This window comes from Serratia sp. LTN-2 (genome assembly GCF_059740205.1).
The window spans coordinates 11,630-34,179 of record NZ_JCAXDO010000024.1; the positions used below are offsets into that span (position 1 = coordinate 11,630).

General features: G+C 59.6%; 19 protein-coding genes. 2 read left to right on the top strand and 17 right to left on the bottom strand.

The genetic code is table 11. From position 1 onward, the window contains the following. Positions 1-13: 13 nt before the first annotated feature. From AC6BYQ_RS25595 to AC6BYQ_RS25610, 4 genes are read right to left on the bottom strand one after another with little or no spacing between them, the layout of a single operon-like run. Positions 14-769: an SDR family oxidoreductase gene (locus tag AC6BYQ_RS25595; protein WP_498057717.1), complete on the bottom strand. Its 756-nt coding sequence runs from the start codon at positions 767-769 to the stop codon at positions 14-16. Next, positions 766-1,809, bottom strand: a complete 1,044-nt coding sequence (locus tag AC6BYQ_RS25600; protein ID WP_025160349.1) for a Rieske 2Fe-2S domain-containing protein — start codon at positions 1,807-1,809, stop codon at positions 766-768. The genes AC6BYQ_RS25595 and AC6BYQ_RS25600 overlap by 4 nt, the downstream gene beginning before the upstream one ends. 20 nt (positions 1,810-1,829) lie before the next feature. After that, positions 1,830-2,138: a recombinase-like helix-turn-helix domain-containing protein gene (locus AC6BYQ_RS25605; protein WP_019456046.1), complete on the bottom strand. Its 309-nt coding sequence runs from the start codon at positions 2,136-2,138 to the stop codon at positions 1,830-1,832. 2 nt (positions 2,139-2,140) lie between these two features. Further along, entirely contained in the window at positions 2,141-2,458 is a 318-nt protein-coding gene (locus tag AC6BYQ_RS25610; protein ID WP_004937614.1) for a non-heme iron oxygenase ferredoxin subunit, read from the bottom strand. 397 nt (positions 2,459-2,855) lie between these two features. On the opposite strand from AC6BYQ_RS25610, the gene AC6BYQ_RS25615 reads away from it, so the two are divergent. Beyond that, a complete protein-coding gene (locus AC6BYQ_RS25615; protein WP_239043847.1) occupies positions 2,856-4,097 on the top strand; it encodes an MFS transporter in 1,242 nt (413 codons plus the stop codon). Positions 4,098-4,207: 110 nt separating this feature from the next. Here the strand turns inward: AC6BYQ_RS25615 and AC6BYQ_RS25620 are convergent, their stop codons facing one another. The 7 genes from AC6BYQ_RS25620 to yqgG all read right to left on the bottom strand — a co-directional run bounded on the left by AC6BYQ_RS25620 (position 4,208) and on the right by yqgG (position 11,509). Further along, positions 4,208-4,360: a Hok/Gef family protein gene (locus AC6BYQ_RS25620; protein ID WP_004937610.1), complete on the bottom strand. Its 153-nt coding sequence runs from the start codon at positions 4,358-4,360 to the stop codon at positions 4,208-4,210. Between the two features lie 335 nt (positions 4,361-4,695). Further along, a complete protein-coding gene (gene speB / locus AC6BYQ_RS25625; protein ID WP_004937606.1) occupies positions 4,696-5,616 on the bottom strand; it encodes an agmatinase in 921 nt (306 codons plus the stop codon). Positions 5,617-5,977: 361 nt separating this feature from the next. Next, the gene (gene msrA / locus AC6BYQ_RS25630) at positions 5,978-6,712 is read right to left on the bottom strand and encodes a peptide-methionine (S)-S-oxide reductase MsrA (protein WP_498057727.1); all 735 of its coding nucleotides are present in this window, start codon (positions 6,710-6,712) and stop codon (positions 5,978-5,980) included. A gap of 13 nt (positions 6,713-6,725) precedes the next feature. Next, complete coding sequence (locus tag AC6BYQ_RS25635; protein WP_498057718.1) at positions 6,726-8,459, bottom strand: cytochrome c biogenesis protein DipZ; 1,734 nt, start codon at positions 8,457-8,459, stop codon at positions 6,726-6,728. A gap of 13 nt (positions 8,460-8,472) precedes the next feature. Continuing rightward, positions 8,473-8,973: a peptide-methionine (R)-S-oxide reductase MsrB gene (gene msrB / locus AC6BYQ_RS25640; protein ID WP_498057719.1), complete on the bottom strand. Its 501-nt coding sequence runs from the start codon at positions 8,971-8,973 to the stop codon at positions 8,473-8,475. Positions 8,974-9,154: 181 nt separating this feature from the next. Continuing rightward, the gene (speA, locus tag AC6BYQ_RS25645) at positions 9,155-11,131 is read right to left on the bottom strand and encodes a biosynthetic arginine decarboxylase (protein ID WP_019456053.1); all 1,977 of its coding nucleotides are present in this window, start codon (positions 11,129-11,131) and stop codon (positions 9,155-9,157) included. A gap of 234 nt (positions 11,132-11,365) precedes the next feature. After that, positions 11,366-11,509, bottom strand: a complete 144-nt coding sequence (gene yqgG, locus AC6BYQ_RS25650) for a small protein YqgG (protein ID WP_464017219.1) — start codon at positions 11,507-11,509, stop codon at positions 11,366-11,368. Positions 11,510-12,039: 530 nt separating this feature from the next. On the opposite strand from yqgG, the gene metK reads away from it, so the two are divergent. Next, a complete protein-coding gene (gene metK, locus AC6BYQ_RS25655; protein ID WP_033654692.1) occupies positions 12,040-13,194 on the top strand; it encodes a methionine adenosyltransferase in 1,155 nt (384 codons plus the stop codon). A gap of 123 nt (positions 13,195-13,317) precedes the next feature. Here metK and AC6BYQ_RS25660 read toward each other — a convergent pair whose 3' ends face one another. From AC6BYQ_RS25660 to mrcB, 6 genes are all read right to left on the bottom strand, one after another. Further along, complete coding sequence (locus AC6BYQ_RS25660; protein WP_004937610.1) at positions 13,318-13,470, bottom strand: Hok/Gef family protein; 153 nt, start codon at positions 13,468-13,470, stop codon at positions 13,318-13,320. Between the two features lie 311 nt (positions 13,471-13,781). Then, positions 13,782-15,770 carry a Fe(3+)-hydroxamate ABC transporter permease FhuB gene (fhuB, locus tag AC6BYQ_RS25665; protein WP_498057720.1) on the bottom strand — a complete coding sequence of 663 codons (1,989 nt, stop codon included), beginning with the start codon at positions 15,768-15,770 and terminating at the stop codon, positions 13,782-13,784. Continuing rightward, entirely contained in the window at positions 15,767-16,675 is a 909-nt protein-coding gene (gene fhuD, locus AC6BYQ_RS25670) for a Fe(3+)-hydroxamate ABC transporter substrate-binding protein FhuD (RefSeq protein WP_411748787.1), read from the bottom strand. The genes fhuB and fhuD overlap by 4 nt, the downstream gene beginning before the upstream one ends. Further along, positions 16,675-17,472 carry a Fe3+-hydroxamate ABC transporter ATP-binding protein FhuC gene (fhuC, locus tag AC6BYQ_RS25675; RefSeq protein ID WP_019456057.1) on the bottom strand — a complete coding sequence of 266 codons (798 nt, stop codon included), beginning with the start codon at positions 17,470-17,472 and terminating at the stop codon, positions 16,675-16,677. Before fhuC ends, fhuD begins: the two co-directional genes overlap by 1 nt. Positions 17,473-17,519: 47 nt before the next feature. Then, a complete protein-coding gene (gene fhuA / locus AC6BYQ_RS25680; RefSeq protein ID WP_336843803.1) occupies positions 17,520-19,724 on the bottom strand; it encodes a ferrichrome porin FhuA in 2,205 nt (734 codons plus the stop codon). Between the two features lie 251 nt (positions 19,725-19,975). After that, positions 19,976-22,468: a bifunctional glycosyl transferase/transpeptidase gene (mrcB, locus tag AC6BYQ_RS25685; protein WP_019456059.1), complete on the bottom strand. Its 2,493-nt coding sequence runs from the start codon at positions 22,466-22,468 to the stop codon at positions 19,976-19,978. Between the last annotated feature and the right edge of the window lie 82 nt (positions 22,469-22,550).

A 22,550-nucleotide genomic window follows, 5' to 3' on the forward strand; every position in this document is an offset into this window, starting at 1 on the left:
GCCCTGTGGGCCGTCAGTTGAATACGAAGCCGCCGTTGACCGGCAACAGTTGGCCGGTGACGAAATCCGCCAGCGGCGACAGCAGATAAAGCACCGTTCCATTTACATCGTTCGGATGCTGCGCGCCGGCCAGCGCACGCCCCTGCTCATACAGCTGATGACGTTCGGCAGGCACATACTCGGTGGCTTCCACCCGCGTCAGGCCCGGCGCGATGGCGTTAACGCAGATACCCTGCGGGCCAAGCTCGCGCGCCATCGATCGGGTCATCGCGATCACCGCACCTTTGCTGGCGACGTAGGCCATCAGGCGCGGCGCACCCCACAGCGCAGTGTCCGACGCCACGTTGACGATCTTGGCGTGCGGGCTGCGCGCCAGCAGCGGCACCGCCGCCTGGCTGACCAGCCAGGTGCCGCGCACGTTCACCTGCATCACCCGATCCCATAGATCGATATCGTATTCCATCATGGTTTTACCGCCGACGCCGGTCGCCAGCGCCGCGTTGTTCACCAGCCCGTCAATCCCGCCGCCGCCGGCGATCTTATCGAACGCCGAGCGGATCGAATCCGGAGACGCCAGATCGATGGTTTGCGTTTCCACCTTAGCGCCCTGCTCACGCAGCGCGGCGCCGCTCGCCGCCAGCTCATCCGCCAGAATGTCGCACATCACCACCTGCGCGCCGGCGGCGGTAATGGCGGAGGCGAAGCTATAGCCTAGGCCGCGCGCCGCGCCGGTGACCACGATGCGTTTACCGTTCAGCAGGCCGTTCACTGCGCCGCCTCCCGCTCGCGCAGCGTCGCCAGCTGTTTCTGCGCTTCTTTCTGCATCAGGCGGCGCAGGCGAGAAAGGCCGACGTCGTGCTGGTACAGATATTCGCGGCCGCGGGCGTTAGGCGCCATGTTTTCAAGCACGATGCGATCCTGCTCGAGCACGTCCCAATGCAATGATTCCAGGCGATTGCGGTACATGAAGCGCCACATGTCGCGCTGCCAGTCTTTGACCTTACGGATGCGCCAGAAGAACACCCGGCAGTGATCCTTGTCTTCCGGCACCACCATGCCGATGATCCAAAAGTGGCCGCCCGGCCCGAAGCGCTTCTTATACGGGATCGACAGGCGCATCCAATACGCGCCGCTGTTGCCAAACTCCACCCAGTCGAAGTTGACGCCGATCTGGCCATTCTTCTTGAAGATAAACCCGCTGTCGGTCGGCTCCAGCCCCATGTCCGCCTTGCGGTCCCCTTCCGCCATCGAGTGCGAGGAAGAGTGCAGGTAGGTGCCGTGCATCGGATCCATCACGTTTTCCAGGGCGTATTGGTAGTTGCAGTTCCAGCTGGCGGTGCACAAGAAGTGGCTGTACGACGCTTCGTCCGCCAGCTCTTGCGGGAAAGTCAGCTCCGCCGGCGCTTCATCCGCCGTCACGCCGAAATAGAGGAACACGGCGCCATAGGCTTCTTTGGCCGGGTAAGAGCGCAAGCATTTTTGGCCCACCAGCGGGCAACGATCCACCGCCGGCACGTCTTTTACCGTCCCGTCGCCGCCGACTTCCACCCCGTGGTACCAGCAGGCGATGCGATCGCCGAGATTCCACCCCATGGAAAGCCGCGCGCCGCGGTGCGGGCAGCGGTCTTCCAACGCGTGGATCTGACCTTCACCGTCGCGCCACACCACGATTTGCTGCTCCAGACGGGTGATGCCGACCGGGTTGTTGCCCACTTCCCAACTGGCCAGCACCGGATACCACATGCCGCGCAATCCCTGGTCAAGATAGTCCTGCAAGCTCTGTTCGGAGGATGTTGTGTTTGCTGTCATTGTCTTCTCCCGGGTGTCGCTCAGAAACCGTTAACGTGAAGGAATTCGCGGAACGTCGCCTCATTCCACGGCTGGCCGCTGCGATCGAACAGACGGCGCTGATTCAACGCGCTGACGATCTGCTCCAGCTCCTCCGCTCCCTGATCGAAGATCGTTTCCAGCGCCGCCACCAGCGCGGTTTCGAAACCGTCCGGCACGCGGGCGCGGTTTTGCCAAACCACGTTGCGGAACTGGCCCGGCTGATGAATTTGACCGTTGCCGCCTTCGCGGGCCGGCGTCACCTGTTGGGTGTCCGGCAGCCAGGGATTGAAATCGGTGATGTGCTGCATGATTACTCCTCCGCGATAAAGGTGATCTGGATTTGGTTGTCGACCACCCGGGTGGGATAGGTTTGCAGATCGCGGCCGCCCGGCTCGCGCAGACATTGGCCGGTGCGCACGTCAAACAGCGCTTCGTGCAACGGACACTCAACCTTGCCGTCATCTACAAACCCTTGGCTGAGCAAGGCATAAGCATGCGGGCAGACGTCTTCCAGCGCGTAGTAGTTACCGTCGAGCAGGTAAACCCCGATCTCCTTTCCTTCCACTTTGCCGGAGAAAGGAAAATCTTCTTTCACCTGAGACACTTCGCACACATTCTTCCAGCTCATTGCTTTTATCCTCTATCTGATTGTTTCATATATGAAACTCAGTTTCTTATTTAATACAGTCACTATAAGTCTGGCGAAACTTTCGTCAAGCGAGCGGAACGGCAAATGTTAATGAAAGGTTGTTTAAAAATGACAAATGCGGGAAAGATCACGAAATAATGCACCGATATGAAAAACCTATGTCAGTTGTGCGCTCCCCCGCTAATTTATGGCAAAAATTGCATTGATTCCGGCGACGTATTGCGCGTAAAAGTGTTTCCTCACTGTCTCTCACCCTCTATCTGATAACAATAAATTTACATAACTCAGCCTCACCCCCGCGTTTCTGCGCAATGGACTCCGCGGGTAAGTTTACTGCTGCCTGAATTCGTCAACCGCTCACACTGAGGAACGCGCCGTGCAACAACGTCAACGCTGGTTTGGGGTGATCGCCCTGCTGTTTCTGATCGTTATCGCCTATGCCGATCGGGTCAATATCGCCGTGATGTTGGTCAATCCTGACTTCCTGCAACACTTCCAACTCGGCGGCGACCGCGCCCATCAGGGCACGCTGATGACGGTGTTTTTACTCGGCTACGGCCTGTCCGCCATGCTGTTGACGCCGTTTCTGGAAACATTGATGGGTTACCGCCGCGCGCTGACGCTGAGCGTGGTGCTGTGGGCGCTGCTCACCGCCGCCTCGCCGCTGGCGGGATCGCTGATGCTGCTGTGCGTGGTGCGCGCGCTGCTTGGCGTCAGCGAAGGGCCGCTGTTCTCGCTGAAGACCATGTACATCAGCGATCATTTCGCCGCCGACGAGCGCGGCAAGCCCAACGCGGTCAGCGCGCTAGGCGTTTCGTTGGGGCTGGTGCTCGGCTTTCCGCTGGTGAGTTTTTTGATGGCGCATTTCGGCTGGGCGATGTCGTTTCACCTGCTGGCGCTGCTCAACCTGCTGCTGGGGCTGGCACTGGTGCGGCTGTTCGTTCATCCCCTCGCCCGGTCTTCATCCTCGCGCCCCACCGATCCGCAGCCGGTGCTGAGCCGCGTCTGGCACACCTTTGCGCTGGCCTGGCGCACGCCGATGCTCGGCTGGATCCTGCTGATCGAGATCGCCACGCTCAGCTATCTATGGGGCTCCAGCTCCTGGCTGCCGGCGTATCTGACCGATGAAAAGGGCTTCTCCATCAAGCAGATGGGCTGGATGGCCGCGCTGCCTTTCATCGTCAGCATCGCCTCCAAATATCTCGGTGGCGTGTTGCTCGATCGTATCCGCCCTTATCAGGCTCCGCTGATCTTCGTCTGCGGCGGCGCGGCGACCGCGCTGTGCATCTATGGCGTGATGAGCAGCCATCAGCTTGGTTGGATCGCCTTCTTCCTGCTGGCGGCCAATGCCTGTTGGGGCGCGCAAGGTGCGGCGATCCCGACCCTACTGCAACATTATGCGCGGCCGGAGGCGGTCGGCAGCGCCTATGGGCTGATCAACGGCATCGGCAATCTGTTCTCGGCGTTTGTGCCGATGGCGATGGGCATGGTGATGGCCAGCCAGGGTAAGGTGTCTTCAGGCTTTGCGGTGCTGATCGCCTCGCAGCTGCTGACGCTGCTGGCAGGCGGCGCACTGTTTGGCCGCATGTTGCTGGCGCGGCAGATGAAGCGGGCATAACCCCGTTCCCCTCTCCTGCGTAGCGGAAAACCGAATGCTTTAAGTGGGTGCTCAGGGATCTGGACGCCAACAACCAGCAGACGGGGGATATCCCCCGTCGCCGGGTTGCCTTACCGTTCGGATTCGTAAGCCAAAATGGCCGCAACCTCCGTAGTGCCCGATCGGATCCGCAGCTCACACAGCGTGCTGCGGGTTATCCATGCCAGTGATATTACCGTGGCACAAATAACCACCAATTTTAACAGGCTCCGTTTGTTCGGCATCATGCCTTCTTCTCCTTGCCTCGCGGCGGGTAAGAGGCTAACTTAACGTTGTTGGGCGTTAGAGTAGGCCTCGGGTTGATGGATATCGACTCGGGGCTTTTCTCTTTGTACCTTTTACGCAGGCTCCAGATACAAAGATCCAGAGCACCCGCGCGCAGTATATTCATCCTCTCCGTTGCCCCCGTTCCTTTTTACTGACTCAGTTTCATTTCTGCGCAGAATTGCGCAAAGGCGTTGCAACAGGCTGAAAATCGCAGTGCGGAGGGCGACAAATGAAATAAAAAAAGCGGCCCCATACGATGGGAGCCGCTTTTTTAGCGAGGAGTGTCCTGGCGTCAGGCGTGTTTCTTCGCCGCCTGCAGATACAGCATCTCCAGGCCCAGGGTCGCCGCGGCCAGCGCGGTGATCTCGGACTGGTCATAGGCCGGCGCCACTTCTACCACGTCCATGCCGACGATGTTCAGCGACTGCATGCCGCGCACCAGTTTAAGCGCACGATCGGAAGTCAAGCCGCCGATCACCGGCGTGCCGGTGCCCGGTGCAAACGCCGGATCCAGGCAGTCGATGTCGAAGGTCAGGTACACCGGCATATCGCCGACGATGCCTTTGATCTGCGTCAGCAGGTCGTCCACGCTGCGATCGTTCACCTGCGCGGCGTCCAGCACGGTGAAGCCGTTGTCATGGTCGAACTCAGTGCGAATGCCGATCTGTACTGAGTGATGCGGATCAATCAGGCCTTCGTTCGGCGCATGGTAGAACATGGTGCCGTGGTCGAACTTGCTGCCGTTGGCGTAGGTATCGGTATGGGCGTCGAAGTGTACCAGCGCCAGCTTGCCGAAATGCTTGGCGTGCGCGCGCAGCAGAGGCAGGGTGACGAAGTGGTCGCCACCGAACGAGAGCATGCGCTTACCGGCCTTCAGCAGTTTCTCCGCGTGCGCCTGCAGCTTGTCGCTCATGTCCTGCGCATCGCCGAAGTTGAACACGATGTCGCCGCAGTCAACCACGTTCAGACGATCGCGCAGATCGAAGCTCCACGGCCAGCGGTTGCCTTCCCAGGCCAGGTTGGTGGATACCTGACGAATAGCCGCCGGGCCGTGACGGCCACCGGCACGACCGGAGGTCGCCATGTCAAACGGAATGCCGGTGATGACCCACTCTGCATCGCTGTCGTAAGGCATGAAGTTCAGCGGAAAGCGCAGGAAACCAAAGGCGTTGGACACTAATGAATTATCGGACTGATGGCCTAAGGTGCTCATAGTAAACCCTCGTAGTTCAACAAGTTGCCGGGCGCAGACGCCGGGCCGTTACAAAAAAAAATCCCTCCCGCGTCGTTAGCCCGACGAGGAAGGGATTGATACCCTGGATAATTGGAGTTGCATCAAGAAGGCCAGGGCGGGAATCCCCAAGAACTTACTCAAGTAAGTGACTGGGATGAACGCACGCCGCCAACACAGAGGCAACTTCAAGTATGACGGGTAATTCGATGTTTGTTTCGGTATTGCCGATAAGGCGGATTATCACCGTATTTTGTCCGCGCTTCAAGCACGCAAATGATCCTGGCCGCTCGTCGTTAGCAAGTTTAGCAAGTACAGAAGAACGCCGTCCAACTGCAGATGCTCATCGCGCGTTTACGTTGACCAACACCGGCTGTGGGCGGTAGCGGGTCGGGAAACGCTGCTCAAGCTGCTTGATTTTCGGCAGGTCGTTAATCCGAATATAAGGCGCATCGGGGTGATCGGTTAAAAAATTCTGGTGATACGCTTCCGCCGAATAGAAGTGAGCGTTGCTTTCGATACGGGTCATCAACGGCCGCTCAAAACTGCGGCTTGCCTGCAGCTGGGCCAGATAAGCGCTGGCGATCCGCTGTTGTGCGGCACTTTGCGGAAAGATAGCCGAGCGGTACTGGGTGCCGCTATCCGGCCCCTGCCGATTGAGTTCGGTAGGATCGTGCACCACCGAGAAAAATATCTGCAATAGCGCGCCATAGGAAACCTGCCTCGGATCAAAGGTCACCGCCACAGATTCTGCGTGACCGGTCATTCCTGTGCTGACGTTGTCATAATTCGCCGTTTTCGCTGCCCCGCCGGCATAACCAGAAACCGCACCGGTCACGCCTTTCACATGCTGAAAAACCCCCTGTACGCCCCAAAAGCAGCCACCGGCGAAAATGGCGGTTTCACTGTGCGAGGCATTTGCGGGTTCATCTATCGTCGGAGCGGGCAGCGTTACCGCCGCCGCCTCACCGCCCAGCGCCCACGCATTTCCCTGCCAAAGGATCATGCCGCTTAGGGCCATCGCGCCGGCGACGGTGCAAGCGCTCAGCAGCGAGTTAAACCTGTTTGCGCGTTTCATTCTGCCCCCTGGATTAGCCGAAGGTGAAAGCATAGGCCGACACACCGGCCCGCTCGAATTCAATGCTGAAGGTATGCTCTCCCGCCCCGTCGGTTTGACGAATCAGTTGGTAAAGCCGTTGATCGGTTATCACGCCACTGCCATCCGGCGCCACATCGACACCATGCATTTCACCCGGCGCTTTGCCATCCAACGTGACTTTGAACGCGATCGGCTGCCCCGTCGCGGCTGGGCCCAGCACCAAATGCAGATCGCGAGCGTGAAAGCGATAGACGATACGCCCGTCAGGCGTGTTCAGCGTGGCGCGTTCTGCCCCGATGGTCCAATTGCCCGCCAGCGCCCAGTGGTTCAGCGACAACAGGGGCGAGGCCGCATAGTCAGCGGCGCTATCCTGAACGGCAGGCGCCGAAGCGAAGTTTTCGGCACGTTGATATCCCAGGTAGGTTTCCGGCGAGATATCCGTCTGGCGGCTGGCGGCCTGCTCCACGCCCTGCCCATGCACCTGACTGATAGCGGTGCTGGTGTCTTTTCCTCCCGCCAGTCTCAACAACGTCTGAATTACGCGCTCAGACTGCGCATAATCGCCTTCACCAAAATGTTGGTAGCGTATGCGCCCGTTGGCGTCGATGAAATAGTGCGCAGGCCAATACTGGTTGTTGAACGCCTGCCAAATGCGATAGTTGTTATCGATGGCTATCGGATAGTCGATACCGAGTTTTTTAGCCTCTTTAGCAACGTTAGCGACATCTCTTTCGAAGGCAAACTCCGGGGCATGTACGCCGATCACCACTAGCCCCTGGTCACGGTATTTTTCCGCCCAGGCTTTCACGTAAGGCAGAGAACGCAGACAGTTGATGCAGGAGTAGGTCCAAAAGTCTACCAGCACCACCTTGCCGCGCAGCGCTTCGGCCTGCAGCGGCGGTGAGTTCAGCCACTGCACCGCCCCCGACAGCGAAGGCATTTCCCCCAGTTCGGCCAGCGCCGGAGCGGCGTCGGCCGTCGTTTGCAGCGCCGCCGGTCGGCTCGCCGGGTTAAACGCCTGCACCAGCCGCTGCTCGATACCGCCGCCAGATGCGGTGGAAATCCGCGCCAGCACGCCGGTGTCCAGGCCGAATGCAATCGCCGCCACGCCGAGTAACATGGCCACTCCCAAACCGCGGCGTATCCATTCGCCGGCGCCCAGCGAACGCTTCATGGCGCTAAAGACCTTGCCGCCGATCAACAGCGCCAACGCCAGCGACGTAGCGGCGCCGGCGGCATAGGCCAACAGCAGCAACGTCGAACCGACATTGGCGCCCTGCAGCGCCGCGCCGGTGAGCACCAGGCCCAGGATCGGCCCGGCGCAGGGCGCCCAAAGCAAGCCGGTGGCAACGCCCAACAGCAACGATGAACCCACTGAATTCTGTTTGTCCGCCGCAACCCGATCCGATAACCGATTACCGGCGGAGACCAACGGTCGCATTACGCGTTCGGAAAGCGCTGGAAACAGCAGCGTAACGCCAAACAGCGCCATCAGAAACAGCGCCAGCCAGCGGCCATATTGATTGACGGCGACCACCCAGCCCCCGCCGACGGCAGCCAGCGTGGCGAACAAAGCGAAGGTCAGTGCCATGCCAATCAACAACGGCAAACCGGAACGCAAGAACGGACGGTCTGCGCGTGCAAAAACGAACGGCAGCACCGGCAAAATGCACGGGCTGGCGATGGTCAAAATGCCGCCTAAGTAAGCCAGTATCAGGATCCACATATCGTTCTCTCCGCTATGCCGCCCGCGGCGTAAATTGTAAGGCAGCCCCGTTCATGCAGTAACGCAGCCCGGTCGGTGGTGGGCCGTCGTCGAATACGTGCCCCAAATGCCCACCGCAGCGCCGGCAGTGCACCTCATCTCGCACCATGCCAAACGAGAGATCTCGACGCTGGGCGGCGGCATGCTCGAGGGGCCGATAAAAGCTCGGCCAACCGGTGTGGCTGTCAAACTTGGTATCAGAAGAAAACAGCGGCAGGCCACATCCGGCGCACGAGAATATCCCTGCGCGGTGTTCGTCGTTCAATGGGCTGCTATAGGGCGCTTCGGTCCCCTGTTCGCGCAGAATATGATATTGCGCGCCGGTCAGGCGCTGACGCCACTGTTGGTCGCTGTAATTGACTGCAAATTGCTCCGGCGCCCCCGCATTCGCTTGCAGCAAAGGCCGCCATCCCAACGCCAGCAGCGCGGATAAACCGCCGCCGGCCAGAATAAATCGCCGTCTGTTGATCATCATGACCTTCTCCGCATCCAACTACTGCAAAGCCGATAAAGACAACCTATAAAGAAAGTGTTGACCAAGTCCTCACGGGAAGTTAACAAATTTGTGATAACTGATTAGCGGGGAGGGGCGGTGTGAAGGGTACGCGTTGAAAAAAAACGGGCGCTTCGCCAGCGCCCGTTTTTTCCTTACGAAATTACTCGTCTTCCAGATACGTGTAGCCGTACAGACCAGCTTCAAACTCTTCCAGGAACTGCGCCTGCAGCTCGCCGTCCAGATCGGTTTCTTTCACCTGATCGCGGAACTTGGACAACAGCGCGCTCGGATCGAGCTGCACGTACTCCAGCATATCCGCCACGGTGTCGCCCTCGTCGGACAGCTCGGTCTCAACGCTGCCGTCCGGGAACACGTACACGTCAACCGAGGCGGTGTCGCCAAACAGGTTGTGCATGTTGCCAAGGATCTCCTGGTACGCACCGACCATAAAGAAGCCCAACGCCGGCGGGTTCTCCGGATCGTACGGCGGCATCGGCATGGTGGTCGCCACGCCGTCGCCGTCGACGTAATGGTCGATGGTGCCGTCGGAGTCGCAGGTGATGTCGAGCAGCACCGCGCGACCTTCCGGCGGCTTATCCAACCCTTCCAGCGGCAGCACCGGGAACAGCTGATCGATACCCCAGGCATCCGGCATCGACTGGAACAGCGAGAAGTTGACGTAGAACTTGTCGGCCATACGCTCTTGCAGTTCGTCGATGATCGGGCGGTGCGCGCGGTTGCTCGGATCGAGCTGCTGCTGAATCTTGTTGCAGATGTTCAGATACAGCTGTTCGGCCCAGGCGCGCTTGGTCAGATCCAGCATGCCGTGCGCATATTGGGTATGCACGTCGTGCAGATCCATCTGGCTGTCGTGCAGCCATTCGCGCAGCGAGCGGCGGTTCTCCGGCTCGTTCATTTCCAGCCAGGTTTCCCACATGCTTTCCAGCGCGCGCGGCGCGTCGGCTTCCGGCGGCAGCGGTTCGCTGAACTCGTTGCGCTCAACGCCGATCACGTTGGAGACCAGCACCGTGTGGTGCGCGGTTACCGCGCGGCCAGACTCGGTGATCACCGTCGGGTGCGGCAGGCCGTGTTCGTTACAGGCGTCGCCGATGCCCCAAATCACGTTGTTGGCGTATTCGTTCAGCCCGTAGTTCACCGAGCAGTCGGACTGCGAACGGGTGCCTTCGTAGTCGACGCCCAAACCGCCACCCACGTCGAAGCACTGAATGTTGACGCCCAATTTGTGCAGCTCAACGTAGAAGCGCGCCGATTCGCGCACGCCGGTGGCGATATCGCGGATGTTGGCCAGCTGCGAGCCCAGGTGGAAGTGCAGCAGTTGCAGGCTGTCGAGACGGCCCGCTTCACGCAGGGTCTCCACCAGCTTCAGCACCTGCACCGCCGCCAGACCGAACTTGGATTTTTCGCCGCCGCTCGACTGCCATTTGCCGGAGCCTTGCGATGCCAGGCGCGCCCGCACGCCCAGACGCGGTATGACGTTCAACCGTTCGGCCTCTTCCAGCACCAGGTTGATCTCGGACATCTTTTCGATCACCAGGTACACCTTGTGCCCCAGTTTTTCCCCGATCAACGCCAGGCGAATGTATTCACGATCTTTATAGCCGTTACAGACAATCACCGAGCGGGTCATGCCGGCATGCGCCAGCACTGCCATCAGCTCGGCCTTGGAGCCGGCTTCCAGCCCCAGCGGTTCGCCGGAGTTCACCAGCGACTCAATCACGCGGCGATGTTGGTTCACCTTGATCGGGTACACCAGGAAATAGCCACCCTGGTAACCGAAGGACTCACGCGCGCGTTTGAACGCGGCGTTGATCGAACGCAAGCGATGCTGAAGGATCTGCGGGAAGCAGAACAGCGCCGGCAGACGCTGGCCGTCTTTCTGGCGCTCTTTCACCAGTTCTGCCAGATCGACACGCGCCTGTGGGACATCCGGATCCGGGCACACGCTGATATGGCCCAGCTCGTTCACGTCATAGTAATTGTTGCCCCAGTAGGCGACGTTATAAGTGCGCAGCATCTTGCTGGCATTACGATCATTCATGGCAACCTCCTGCATGGAGCGCAAAGATAAAGACTCGCCCGCAACCGGCGGGCGGTGAATCAACAGATCATCAGACATGGTTCGCCTCACATTCCGTACTGACGAAACCGTCAGCCACTATCGCAGCTACAACCCGCGAGAACAACCCAACAAGCCGCGCTGGCGGCAGCGAAGAGAACTGCCGTTCGCGGTCAGCGATCGGTTTATCACTCATATAATTGTAAGACACCCTGTTCAAACCTCGTGAGTCGGGCCAAGAAACATCCCACAGGAAGGCTGCAGGCTACCCTTGTTCAGTTCTTCAGACGACCGTTAGCCGGCCCGAGAATCCTGAGTAGCGGCCAAGTGTTTATCGCACCTGGTAAGTGACAGAGAGACAAGACGGGAAATAGCAGAAGAATGTGCGCCAGAACGGCACTGCTGTTGGGAACCAACAACCGGTAGACAACGGATCATTAATCCAACCACCTCCACGCGCGTCGTTCGGAGTGAACGACCAAGCCTCTAAAATAGTGTAAGAACGTGACCGTTCGATGAAGCGGCGGCGCTCACGGCGAACGCCTGCGACGGATAATAGCGCAACGCCGGCGAATGCAAAGCGGAAGTTTATCGCACCTTCCCCACGTCAGATCGCCGTACTGTGCAGCAAATGAACCGCGCGCGCAGTTTATACCGGTAAGCAGGTGAAAAAGCAAAATGAAAATTCGCCGAAAACTGTTTCAAGCGATGAAAATGGCGCCAACCCGTTTGCGCAAAAGAGCGAAAGCGCAAAAAATTACTGGCAATCTGGCTAAACCCTGACCTAAAATAGACGTCCAGATGTTAATCCATCTATACTGGTTAACTGATAAACTGCTTAACGGCTTTGCCTGAGGGGCGTTGCAGGATGCATCTCGCGCCATCAGCGGAAGACCCTTCGCTTTGATGCCGGATCTCCAGCGCTGTGCAGTAATTTCTAACCCGTCTTATGCAAGGTAAAGAACACAATGGCTAAACACCTCTTCACGTCCGAATCCGTCTCCGAAGGACATCCCGATAAAATCGCCGATCAGATCTCCGATGCCGTCCTCGACGCCATCCTGGAACAAGATCCGAAGGCGCGCGTCGCCTGCGAAACCTACGTGAAAACCGGCATGGTGCTGGTCGGCGGTGAAATCACCACCAGCGCCTGGGTCGATATCGAAGAGATCACCCGCAAGACCGTGCGCGAGATCGGCTACGTTCATTCGGACATGGGCTTTGACGCCAACTCCTGCGCAGTATTGAGCGCCATCGGCAAGCAATCCCCGGATATCAATCAGGGCGTTGACCGTACCGATCCTCTCGAGCAGGGCGCCGGCGATCAGGGCTTGATGTTTGGCTACGCCACCAACGAAACCGACGTGCTGATGCCTGCCCCGGTGACCTACGCGCACCGTCTGGTGCAGCGCCAGTCCGAAGTGCGTAAAAACGGCACCCTGCCGTGGCTGCGCCCGGACGCGAAGAGCCAGGTGACCTTCCAATACGACGACGGCAAAATCGTCGGCATCGACGCCGTGGTGCTGTCCACTCAGCATTCCGAAGACATCGCGCTGAAAGATCTGCAAGAAGCGGTGATGGAAGAGATCATCAAACCGGTACTGCCGGCGGAATGGTTGACGGCGGGCACCAAATATCACATCAACCCGACCGGCCGTTTCGTTATCGGCGGCCCAATGGGCGACTGCGGCCTGACCGGCCGTAAGATCATCGTCGACACCTACGGCGGCATGGCTCGCCACGGCGGCGGTGCCTTCTCCGGCAAGGATCCGTCCAAGGTTGACCGTTCCGCGGCTTACGCGGCGCGCTACGTGGCGAAAAACATCGTTGCCGCCGGCCTGGCCGATCGCTGCGAGATTCAGGTGTCTTACGCTATCGGCGTAGCGGAACCGACCTCCATCATGGTGGAAACCTTCGGTACCGAGAAAGTGCCAACCGAACAGCTGACGCTGCTGGTGCGCGAATTCTTCGATCTGCGCCCATACGGCCTGATCCAGATGATGGATCTGCTGCAGCCGATTTACCGCGAAACCGCTGCCTACGGCCACTTCGGCCGCGAGCACTTCCCGTGGGAAGCGACCGACAAAGCCGCGCTGTTACGCGATGCCGCCGGCCTGAAATAAGCCCCGACATCAACATGAAAACGGCGAGCCTTGGCTCGCCGTTTTTTTTGAACGGATGGGTGCTCATGGATCAACGCATCGACTGCCGGCCGGCGGAGGCAAAACCCCCGCCGCCGGGTTGCCTTACCGTTCGGATTCGTAAGCCAAAATGGCCGCAACCTCCGTAGTGCCCGATCGGATACGCAGCTCACACAGCGTGCTGCGGGTTATCCATGCCAGTGATATTACCGTGGCACAAATAACCACCAATTTTAACAGGCTCCGTTTGTTCGGCATCATGCCTTCTTCTCCTTGCCTCGCGGCGGGTAAGAGGCTAACTTAACGTTGTCACGCGTTAGAGTAGGCCTCGGGTTGATGGATATCGACTCGGGGCTTTTCTCTTTGTATCTTTCGCACGGGCTCCAGAGACAAAGATCCAGAGCACCCACGCGCAGTATATTCACCTTCCCCTTCCTTCCCGCGTTCCTTTTCAGGCTAAATGTCTTTTTTGCGCAATGGCACGCAAGGTATTGCAATAGCTTGAAAATATAAAAAAGGCCCAGCGTCGCTGGGCCCTTGATGGCAGAAAAAGCACGCAGGGACGCGCTCTATGACGTCTGCTTGCGTAACAGGTAAACGAAGTACGGCGCGCCGATAAAGGTCGCCAGTAACCCGGCGGGGATCTGATACGGGAACAACAGCATCCGCCCGCACCAGTCGGCAAAGACCATCAGCAAACCGCCCAACAGCGCGGCGATCACCATCTGCGGCAGCGCACGGCGGAAGCCCAGCATGCGCGCCATATGCGGTGCCATCAGCCCGACAAAGCTCAGCGGCCCCACGGTCAGGGTCGCCATAGCGGTCAGCGTGGCGGCCAGCAACAGGATGGTCAATCGCGCAGGCGTCAAGGCGATCCCCACCGAACGAGCGGTAGCGCCGCCGAGCGGTAGAATGGTCAGCCAGCGGCGGCACAGCGGCGCCAATATCATCAATCCGGCGGCGATCAGCGCGGTGCGCAGCGCCTGCGCCGACTCCACCGAATAGGTTGAACCGGAGAGCCAGGTCAGCAAGCCCCCCATACGCGGATCGCCGCTGGCCAGCAGCAGGAAGATGACGGTGGTAAAAGCCGTGCTGAGCGCGATACCGGCCAACAGCATCCGTTCGGTCGAGAAACCGCCGCGGCCAGCGGCGATCATGATGATCAGCAGCGTCGCGGCCGCCCCCAGACTGCCGGCGGGCAACAGCCAAACGAAGGCGTCGCCCGGCACCATAAACAGCATCATCACGACGCCAAAAGCGGCGCCGGAACTGATGCCCAACACTTCCGGGCTGGCCATCGGGTTGCCGGTCAGTTTCTGAATCAGCGTGCCGGCGACCGCCAGCATCATGCCCGCGGCCAGCGCCGACAGCACCCGCGGCCAGCGCCACGGCAGCAGGGAGTCCAGTTCCGCCCCCTGGCTCCAGTGCCAGCCGCCGGCATTTTTGCCCAGCATCAGTGCCAGCGTCAGGCCAATCAGCAACACGATGCCGGCCAGGCCAATCCAGCCCGCCAGATGCCCGCGTTCGGCAGGCACCTTGTCGCCCAGGTTCATCGGTGGCGGCGTGGCGGCGCTGCGCAAACGCGGCAACAGCCACAGCAGCAGCGGCGCGCCGAACAACGCGGTGGCCGCACCGGTCGGGATTTCACGCCACACCTGCGTCACCCCGATCATCACCTGATCGGTCAACCACAGCAACAGCGCCCCCAGCAGCGGCGCCAGCATCATGCGGTGCGCCAGACGACGGGCGCCCAGCATCTTCGCCATCAGCGGCGCGAACAGGCCGATAAAGCCGATAACGCCCACCGCGCTCACCAACATGGCGCTGAAGATAATGGCCAACCCGAGAGCGCAGAAACGCGCCATCGACAGCCCCAGCCCCAGGTTGCGCGCCACGCCGTCGTCCAGCCCCAGCAGCGTCAGCGGGCGCAGCAACAGCGCCGCCAGCGCGCCGGCCACCAGCAAGCGCGGCAGGATAAACTGTACCGCGCTCCAGTCCTGTTGGTTCAACGCGCCGGTGCCCCACAGGAACATGCCCTGCAGCTGATCGTAATTAAACAGCGCCAACAGGCTGTTGACTGCGCCGCAGTACAGCCCCAGCACCAGACCAGCCAGAATCAGCGTAACCGGCGACATCCGCTTGCCCCAGGCGACGCCGAACACCAGTCCTCCCACCACGACCGCCCCCACCATAGCGGCCAGCTGCCGGGTGAATTCGCCCCCCGGCAGCACCCACAGCGTGGCGATGGTCAAGCCGAGCTGCGCGCCGGCGGCAACGCCGAGCGTCGACGGCTCCGCCAACGGGTTGCGCAACACCTGCTGGAACAGGACGCCGACCAGCCCCAGACCGGCGCCGGCCAACAGCGACACCGTCAACCGCGGCAGCAGACTGTAATGGAACAGCATTTGCCGCACATCGTCGATGTCCGGCGCGCTGAGCGCCTGCGCCCATTGCGCCGGCGGCAATTGCTGCATCAGGTTGTATATCGTCAGGCCACCTGACGCCGCCAGCAACAGCAGGATCAGCGTCAGCGGTAATTTCCGGATGCCCGAATTCATGACGCCCTCTCCTGGGCCTGCGCCAACAGGCGGCAAAAGCGCATCGTCGACAGCGTGGCGCCGTAGAACCACACCGCCGGCACCTGCCGCAGCTGGTTTTGCCGCACGAAGGGCAACGACTGCCACAGCGGTGTCGCGCTGACCTTGTCCATCATCGCCTGATTGCCGTGATCGAGATAAATGACCCGGGCGTTACGCACCGAGGCCAACCGTTCAATCCCCACCACCGCCGTGCCCCAGAAGTTGGTTTGCTCCTGCCAGGCATTGCGGATGCCCAGTTGATCCATCGCTTCCTGGAACAGGCTTTTTTGGCCGATGATCAACGCATGGCGCGTGTCGATCAGGGAAAACAACAGCAGCGGTTGCCGGGTGTAGCTTTGCAGACGCTGACGTGCGTCCTGCATAAAGCTGTCGAACTGCGCCAGGTGGTTTGCCGCCCGGCTTTCTATGCCCAACCGCTGCCCCAACGCCAGCAGCGACTGGCGGGCCACGGTCAGCGGTTTGCCGCTGCCGTCGTTGAAGCCGAAGCTCATGGTTGGCGCGATGGGTTGGATTTTTCGCGGTGTCGGGCCATAGCCTTGCGACAGCAACACCAGCGAAGGCTGGAGCTGCTGCAACAGTTCGAGGTTAGGCTCGGTGCGCTGCCCGACGTCGACCACCGTCGCCGGCAGCTTCGGTTCCGCCACCCACAGGTTGTAGTTATGGACATCGGCCACCGCCAGCGGCGTCACGCCCAATGCCAACAGCAGCTCGATCGGCAGCCATTCCAGCGCCGCAACGCGCGCGATATCCGGCGGCGCATCTGCCGCTCGACCGGGCAACGAGCCCAACAGCGGCGACAACGCCAACGCCATCAGCAGACGGCGGCGCAGCGGATCGTGAGAAGATGTGAATGCAGAAGACATCAGTAGACAAAACTCACCGGCGCGCCGCCGCTCGGGTGCGGCAACGTGCCCATAGGGATACCGTAAATTTGCTCCAGCACCGGCCCCTGCATCAGTTCCAGCGGGCCGCCCTGGGCGATCATTTCACCGCCGCGCAGCGCCACCAAATGGTCGCAGTAGCGCGCCGCCATGTTGATGTCGTGCAGCACGGCGATCACCGTGAGATCGCGTTCGCGGCTTAAACGCTGGATCAGCGCCAGCACGTCGACCTGGTGCGCGATGTCCAGCGCCGAGGTCGGTTCGTCGAGCAGCAGGCAGCGGCTGTCCTGCGCCACCATCATCGCCAGCCAGGCGCGTTGGCGCTCGCCGCCGGACAGGCTGTCCACCAGCCGATTGGCGAACGGCTTCAAGCCCACCAGCGCGATGGCCTCTTCCACCTGTTGACGATCGTTGGCACCAAAACGCCCCAGCGCGCCATGCCACGGATAACGGCCGACGGCCACCAGCTCGCGCACCGTCATGCCTTCCGCCGCCGGCAACTGCTGCGGCAGGTAGGCCACCTGGCGGGCGAAAGACTTGCTGTCCCACTGCGCCAACGGCTGCTGATTGAGCAAGACCTGGCCGTCGCTGGGCGCATGGTGCCGCCCGAGCAGTTTCAACAAAGTGGATTTACCGGAACCGTTATGGCCGATCAGGCCGCAGACTTTGCCCTGGGGAAAACCGAGCGACAGCGGTTGCAACAGCACCCGACCGGGGACGGCGAAGCTGGCGTTATCCAGCGCGAAGGTCGCGCCGGGATTAAGAAGTTTGTCCTGCATAGATCCTGCTTTGTCCAGGGCGACGCGACGCCGCCCCGGCTATCCGGTTAGAAACGGAAGGTTGCGGTGGCGACCACCTGGCGTTCTGCGCCCCAGTAGCAGCCATAGGTTGCAAAGCAGCTGGAGACATATTCTTTGTCAAACAGGTTATTCACATTGATACCAATTGAAGAGCCAGGCAAATTGAAACGCGCCAGGTCATATTTTATCGCGGCATCAAACACCGTGTAATCCTTCACTTTAAACGTGTTGGCTTCGTCACCATAGCTGGAACCGACATAGCGAACGCCTGAACCCAAGGTCAACCCGCTGATCGCGGTTTCATGGAAGGTGTAATCCGCCCACAAGGAAGCCATATGTTTAGGGATCGCCGCCGGCGTGTTGCCCTGTAGCGTAGTGTCTTTGGTATATTCAGTGTTTGTGTAAGTGTAAGAACCCAATATATTCAGATTGGCCGTCAACGCCGCTTTGGCTTCAAGCTCAACACCACGTGAACGGATTTCACCGCCCAATATACTAGCGAAGGCATGTTCGGGATTCGGATCGGCCACTTTATTGTTGGTTTTAGTCAACTGGTAAAGCGCCAAACTGGCAGTGATCGGACGATCCTTGGGTGCGTATTTAACCCCTGCCTCATACTGCTTGCCTTTAGAGGCAGCAAACGTATTGCCAGAGAAATCAGTACCCGAGGTTGGCTCAAACGATTCGCTGTAGCTGACATAAGGCGCGATGCCGTTTTCGAAAACATAGTTCAAGCCAGCACGGCCGGTAAACTGGTTATCCTGCTGCTTAGAGACGGAATTCTGGTTTAGGCGATTGGTGCTGTTGGTATCGCTCCAATCATAACGCCCCCCCATCGTCAGAACCCAGTTGTTCCATTCAGCCTGATCTTGCACATACAGGCCGGTCTGCTCCTGACGGTTAACCTGACTGGCACCACCGGTAATGGTATAACTCCGGTTGCCATATTCTGGAGCGATGACATTCAGATTGGATGCACTGCCATATTGATAAACGACATCATTGCGCATACGCATATAATCAACGCCCATCAGCAAGATATGGTCAACTTGCCCGGTAGCAAATTTAGCCTGCGCCTGTGTGTCTACTGCAAAGCTGGACATATGTTCTTTAGAGTTCATCACGCCACGCTTCAGCTCAGCGGAATTATCAGGATCAATGCCTAGGCCATAAATAGAACGGTAGTCCACATCCATTTTCGAATAGCGCAGGTTTTGGCGCACGGTCCAAACATCATCGAAAGCATGTTCAAAGGCATACCCGACCATTTGCTGCTTGCGGGAGATGTTGTTATAGCCCGGTTCACCATCGTTGAAGCTGGTTGGTAACTTACCATTGACGCCATTTTGCACTGTGCCTTCTTTCGGCAACCAGCCATAGAAGCCAACGCTAGGATCATCCTGGAAACTGCTGAGGAAAGTCAAAGAAGTGCGATCATCCGGTCGCCAGCTGAAAGAAGGAGCAATAGCATAACGTTTGCTTTTCTCGCCAACCTGCTGCTGATCTTCATCGCGCGCCACACCTGTCAGACGATATGAATAAACACCCGCATCATCCAAGGCGTCACTGAAGTCAAAACCAGTCTGGAACAGATTATCTGTCCCCATTTTGAATTGAACTTCGCGCAGCGTCTCTGTTGTCGGCCGCTTACTGACCAGAGCGACCACCCCACCAGGATTGCTTTTGCCATACAATACCGAAGATGGGCCGCGCAGCACTTCCGCTCGCTCCAGGAAGTATGGGTCGATCTGATAAATCGAATAGTTGTCGTCCTGCAGTTTCAGACCATCCAGGTACATATTGGTACCTACAGAGCTGAAGCCACGAATGTTCACAGCATCATAGGCGGTAGAGGCTCCGCGATTCCCAATCATCACACCAGGAGTATAAGCCAGCGCATTTTTCACCGTATCCGGTTGGCGCATATCCATCTCTTCACGCGTCACCACGGAAACGGACTGCGGATTCTTCTCTATTGGCGTATCGGTTTTGGTGCCGGTGGCGCTGCGTTTGGCGACATAGGTGCCGACCGGCCCCCAGGCGCTTTCCTGCTGGGCGGTATTGCTGCCGCCCACAACGGTAATCGTGTCTTCCTTGGCGGCCGGCTTGGCGTCGGCGGAGAAAGCCGGCATCGCCAGCGTGCCCAACGCCGCGGCGACGGTGATCGCTAACGCGCTGACGGGAGTACGGCCCTGCTTGGCCGCAGATGATGAAAGACGCTTGGTCGGCATAGTTGATTTCTCTGATGAATAATTAAATGACGAATGTAAACGATAATAATTATTATAAGCGTCGCATTTTATGCAGAAGCCAAATTAAACTGCAAGCCGAATTCACAGGGCAAATAGGTTAAGGATTAGGCGCTTAGCCTTGCGGTTAGCAGGGAAATAAAACGAGCGGAAAAACAAAAAAACCCGCAACCAAGGTTACGGGCTTAATAACAAAGAAAAAATTTTCACCGGGGCCGGCGCCCCGGTAGCGATTACTGACCGAACATATCCTTGATCCAGCCGGCGACGCCATCGCCATCTTTTTGCTCACCCGCCGCCGGTTGCTGCTGTTGCTGCACCGCCGCCTGGCTGGCCTGGCACAATCCCTGCGGATTGTCGGTCCAGACCGGGATGGTGCGCCAACTGCCACCGCCGCAGATAAAGTTGCCGGCAGAGTCGATGCTCATCTGGTTAATGCCTTCCGGCGGCTGCAGCATCAGCGGCAGCGGCGTCTGGTTTTCCAGATAACGGCGATACAGGGTCAAGGCACCGTTGGCGCCGGTCAGCTTGGCCGGGCCGTTGTTGTCGCGCCCCACCCAGGCGATCGCCACCTCTTTACCGTCGATGCCGGCAAACCAGCTGTCGCGCAAATCGTTGGTGGTACCGGTTTTCGCCGCCAGGTTGTAGTTCGGGAACTTCACCGACAGCGAACGGGAGGTCCCGCGCGCTACGCCCTGCTGCATCGCATACAGCGTCAGGTAAGCGGCCTGCGCCGGCACCATGCGTTCCGCCTGCGGGAAGCTCTGGTACAGCACCGTGCCGTCTTCGGCGATCACCGAACGCACCGCCGACAGCGGCGCACGGTTACCGCCGCTGGCGATGGTCTGATACTCCTGCGCCACTTCCATCGGCGTCAGGCCGATCGCCCCCAGCAGCATCGAAGGCACCGGGTTGATCTCCGCTTTTGGGATGCCCAGACGTTGCAGCGTGGCGCTGATCTGATCCAGCCCAACCGACAGACCGAGGTTCACCGTCGGCACGTTCAGCGAGTTGGCCAGCGCATCCACCAGCATCACCTGACCGCGGAATTTACGGTCATAGTTGTTCGGCTGCCAAACGGCCCCGTTCGGCTGTTTCAGCGACAGCGGCGCATCCGCCAGCCAGGTGTTGAGGCGGTATTTATCCGGTTCGGATAACGCGGTCAGGTACGTCGGCGGCTTGGCCAACGAGCCGACCAGACGGCGCGCCTGCATGGCGCGGTTGAAACCGGCGAACTGCGGGTTGGCGCCGCCGACCATGGCGCGCACTTCACCGCTGAAGCGATCGACGATCACCATCGCCGCTTCCAGATCCTGCAGATGACGCGCAGCGCGCAGCGCCGGAATGCCGTCTTCGACCGCTTTTTCCGCCGCGTCTTGCGACACCGGATCCAGCGTGGTGAAGATCTTCACGCCGGACAGGTCATTGACCTTATCGCCCAGCTTGCTCTGCAGTTCCTGGCGCACCATCTGCATAAACGCCGGCTGTGGCGTAATGACGCCGCCTTTCGGCTGCACGCCCAGCGGACGCGCGCTCAGCATGTCATACAGCTCGCCGTCGATCACGCCCTGGTTCTGCAGCAGCTTGAGCACCAGATTGCGGCGCTCCAGCGCCAGTTTCGGGTTGCGCCACGGGTTGTACAGCGACGCACCCTTGACCATGCCGACCAGCAGCGCCTGCTGATCGAGGCTCAGCTCGTCCACCGGACGGCCGAAGTAGTACAGGCTGGCCAACGGGAAACCGCGGATCTGATCGCTGCCGCTCTGGCCGAGGTACACCTCGTTCAGATACAGTTCCAGAATGCGGTCCTTGCTGTAACGGTAATCCACCAACAGCGCCATATAGGCTTCGTTGGCCTTACGCCACAGCGAACGTTCGTTGCTCAGGAACAGGTTCTTCACCAGCTGCTGCGTCAGGGTACTGCCGCCCTGCACCGCACGGCCGGCGGTCAGGTTGGCCAGCACCGCACGGCCGATGGAGTATGGGCTGATGCCGTCATGCTCATAGAAGTGGCGGTCTTCCGTGGCGATCAGCGTATCCACCAGCAGATCCGGGAAGCCGGAGCGCGGTACAAACAGACGCTGTTCGCCGTTCGGCGACTGCAGCATGGTGATAAGACGCGGATCGAGGCGGAAGAAGCCGAAGCTGCGGCCGCTGTCCAGATTTTCGATCTTCGCCAGGCGGTTGTTCTGGAAATCGAGGCGAGCGCGGATCTGGCCTTCTTTACCATCCGGGAAGTCGAACGGGCGGCGCAGCATCTCGATGCTGTTAGCCTGCACGGTAAACTCGCCCGGACGTGTCATGCGGCTGACCTGGCGATACTGCATGCCTTCCAGCAGGTTGACCATTTCCTTCTTGCTGTACGGCATGCCCGGTTCCAGGTTGACCATGCGGCCGTACACCGCCGCCGGCAGCTGCCAGACTTTACCGTCGATGCGGCTGCGGATCTGCGAGTCCAGGTAGACGCCATAGATCGCCAACAGGACAGCGATCACCAGGATCAGTTTGATAAACAGGCCGAGCCAGCGGCGTTTTTTACGCGGCGGAGTCGCTTTTACCTTACGCGGCATGCGTTCCTCCTCCTCTTCATACTCATCATCGTCATACTCGTCTTCTTCGTAATCGTCATAATCGTCGTCTCGGCGACGGCGCGGCGGCTTGCGCGACGCGGTGCTTTTTGGTTGTTTTCCTTTGCGCCCGATGGGCTCGCGGTCATCCCCAGCCATGGCTGTTGTTCTCCGAGCTTGCCGACACTGCCGGCCATAATGAGTCGCTTAATCTGTGCCGACGCCATGGCGCTGACCAGAA

What these genes read in the sequence shown, in the direction of transcription:
- AC6BYQ_RS25600 (WP_025160349.1), bottom strand. Translation starts at nt 1,809, where the DNA reads ATGACAGCAAACACAACATCCTCCGAACAGAGCTTGCAGGACTATCTT.
- AC6BYQ_RS25605 (WP_019456046.1), bottom strand. Translation starts at nt 2,138, where the DNA reads ATGCAGCACATCACCGATTTCAATCCCTGGCTGCCGGACACCCAACAG.
- AC6BYQ_RS25610 (WP_004937614.1), bottom strand. Translation starts at nt 2,458, where the DNA reads ATGAGCTGGAAGAATGTGTGCGAAGTGTCTCAGGTGAAAGAAGATTTT.
- AC6BYQ_RS25620 (WP_004937610.1), bottom strand. Translation starts at nt 4,360, where the DNA reads ATGCCGAACAAACGGAGCCTGTTAAAATTGGTGGTTATTTGTGCCACG.
- speB (WP_004937606.1), bottom strand. Translation starts at nt 5,616, where the DNA reads ATGAGCACCTTAGGCCATCAGTCCGATAATTCATTAGTGTCCAACGCC.
- msrA (WP_498057727.1), bottom strand. Translation starts at nt 6,712, where the DNA reads ATGAAACGCGCAAACAGGTTTAACTCGCTGCTGAGCGCTTGCACCGTC.
- AC6BYQ_RS25635 (WP_498057718.1), bottom strand. Translation starts at nt 8,459, where the DNA reads ATGTGGATCCTGATACTGGCTTACTTAGGCGGCATTTTGACCATCGCC.
- msrB (WP_498057719.1), bottom strand. Translation starts at nt 8,973, where the DNA reads ATGATGATCAACAGACGGCGATTTATTCTGGCCGGCGGCGGTTTATCC.
- speA (WP_019456053.1), bottom strand. Translation starts at nt 11,131, where the DNA reads ATGTCTGATGATCTGTTGATTCACCGCCCGCCGGTTGCGGGCGAGTCT.
- yqgG (WP_464017219.1), bottom strand. Translation starts at nt 11,509, where the DNA reads ATGATCCGTTGTCTACCGGTTGTTGGTTCCCAACAGCAGTGCCGTTCT.
- metK (WP_033654692.1), top strand. Translation starts at nt 12,040, where the DNA reads ATGGCTAAACACCTCTTCACGTCCGAATCCGTCTCCGAAGGACATCCC.
- AC6BYQ_RS25660 (WP_004937610.1), bottom strand. Translation starts at nt 13,470, where the DNA reads ATGCCGAACAAACGGAGCCTGTTAAAATTGGTGGTTATTTGTGCCACG.
- fhuB (WP_498057720.1), bottom strand. Translation starts at nt 15,770, where the DNA reads ATGAATTCGGGCATCCGGAAATTACCGCTGACGCTGATCCTGCTGTTG.
- fhuD (WP_411748787.1), bottom strand. Translation starts at nt 16,675, where the DNA reads ATGTCTTCTGCATTCACATCTTCTCACGATCCGCTGCGCCGCCGTCTG.
- fhuC (WP_019456057.1), bottom strand. Translation starts at nt 17,472, where the DNA reads ATGCAGGACAAACTTCTTAATCCCGGCGCGACCTTCGCGCTGGATAAC.
- fhuA (WP_336843803.1), bottom strand. Translation starts at nt 19,724, where the DNA reads ATGCCGACCAAGCGTCTTTCATCATCTGCGGCCAAGCAGGGCCGTACT.
- mrcB (WP_019456059.1), bottom strand. Translation starts at nt 22,468, where the DNA reads ATGGCTGGGGATGACCGCGAGCCCATCGGGCGCAAAGGAAAACAACCA.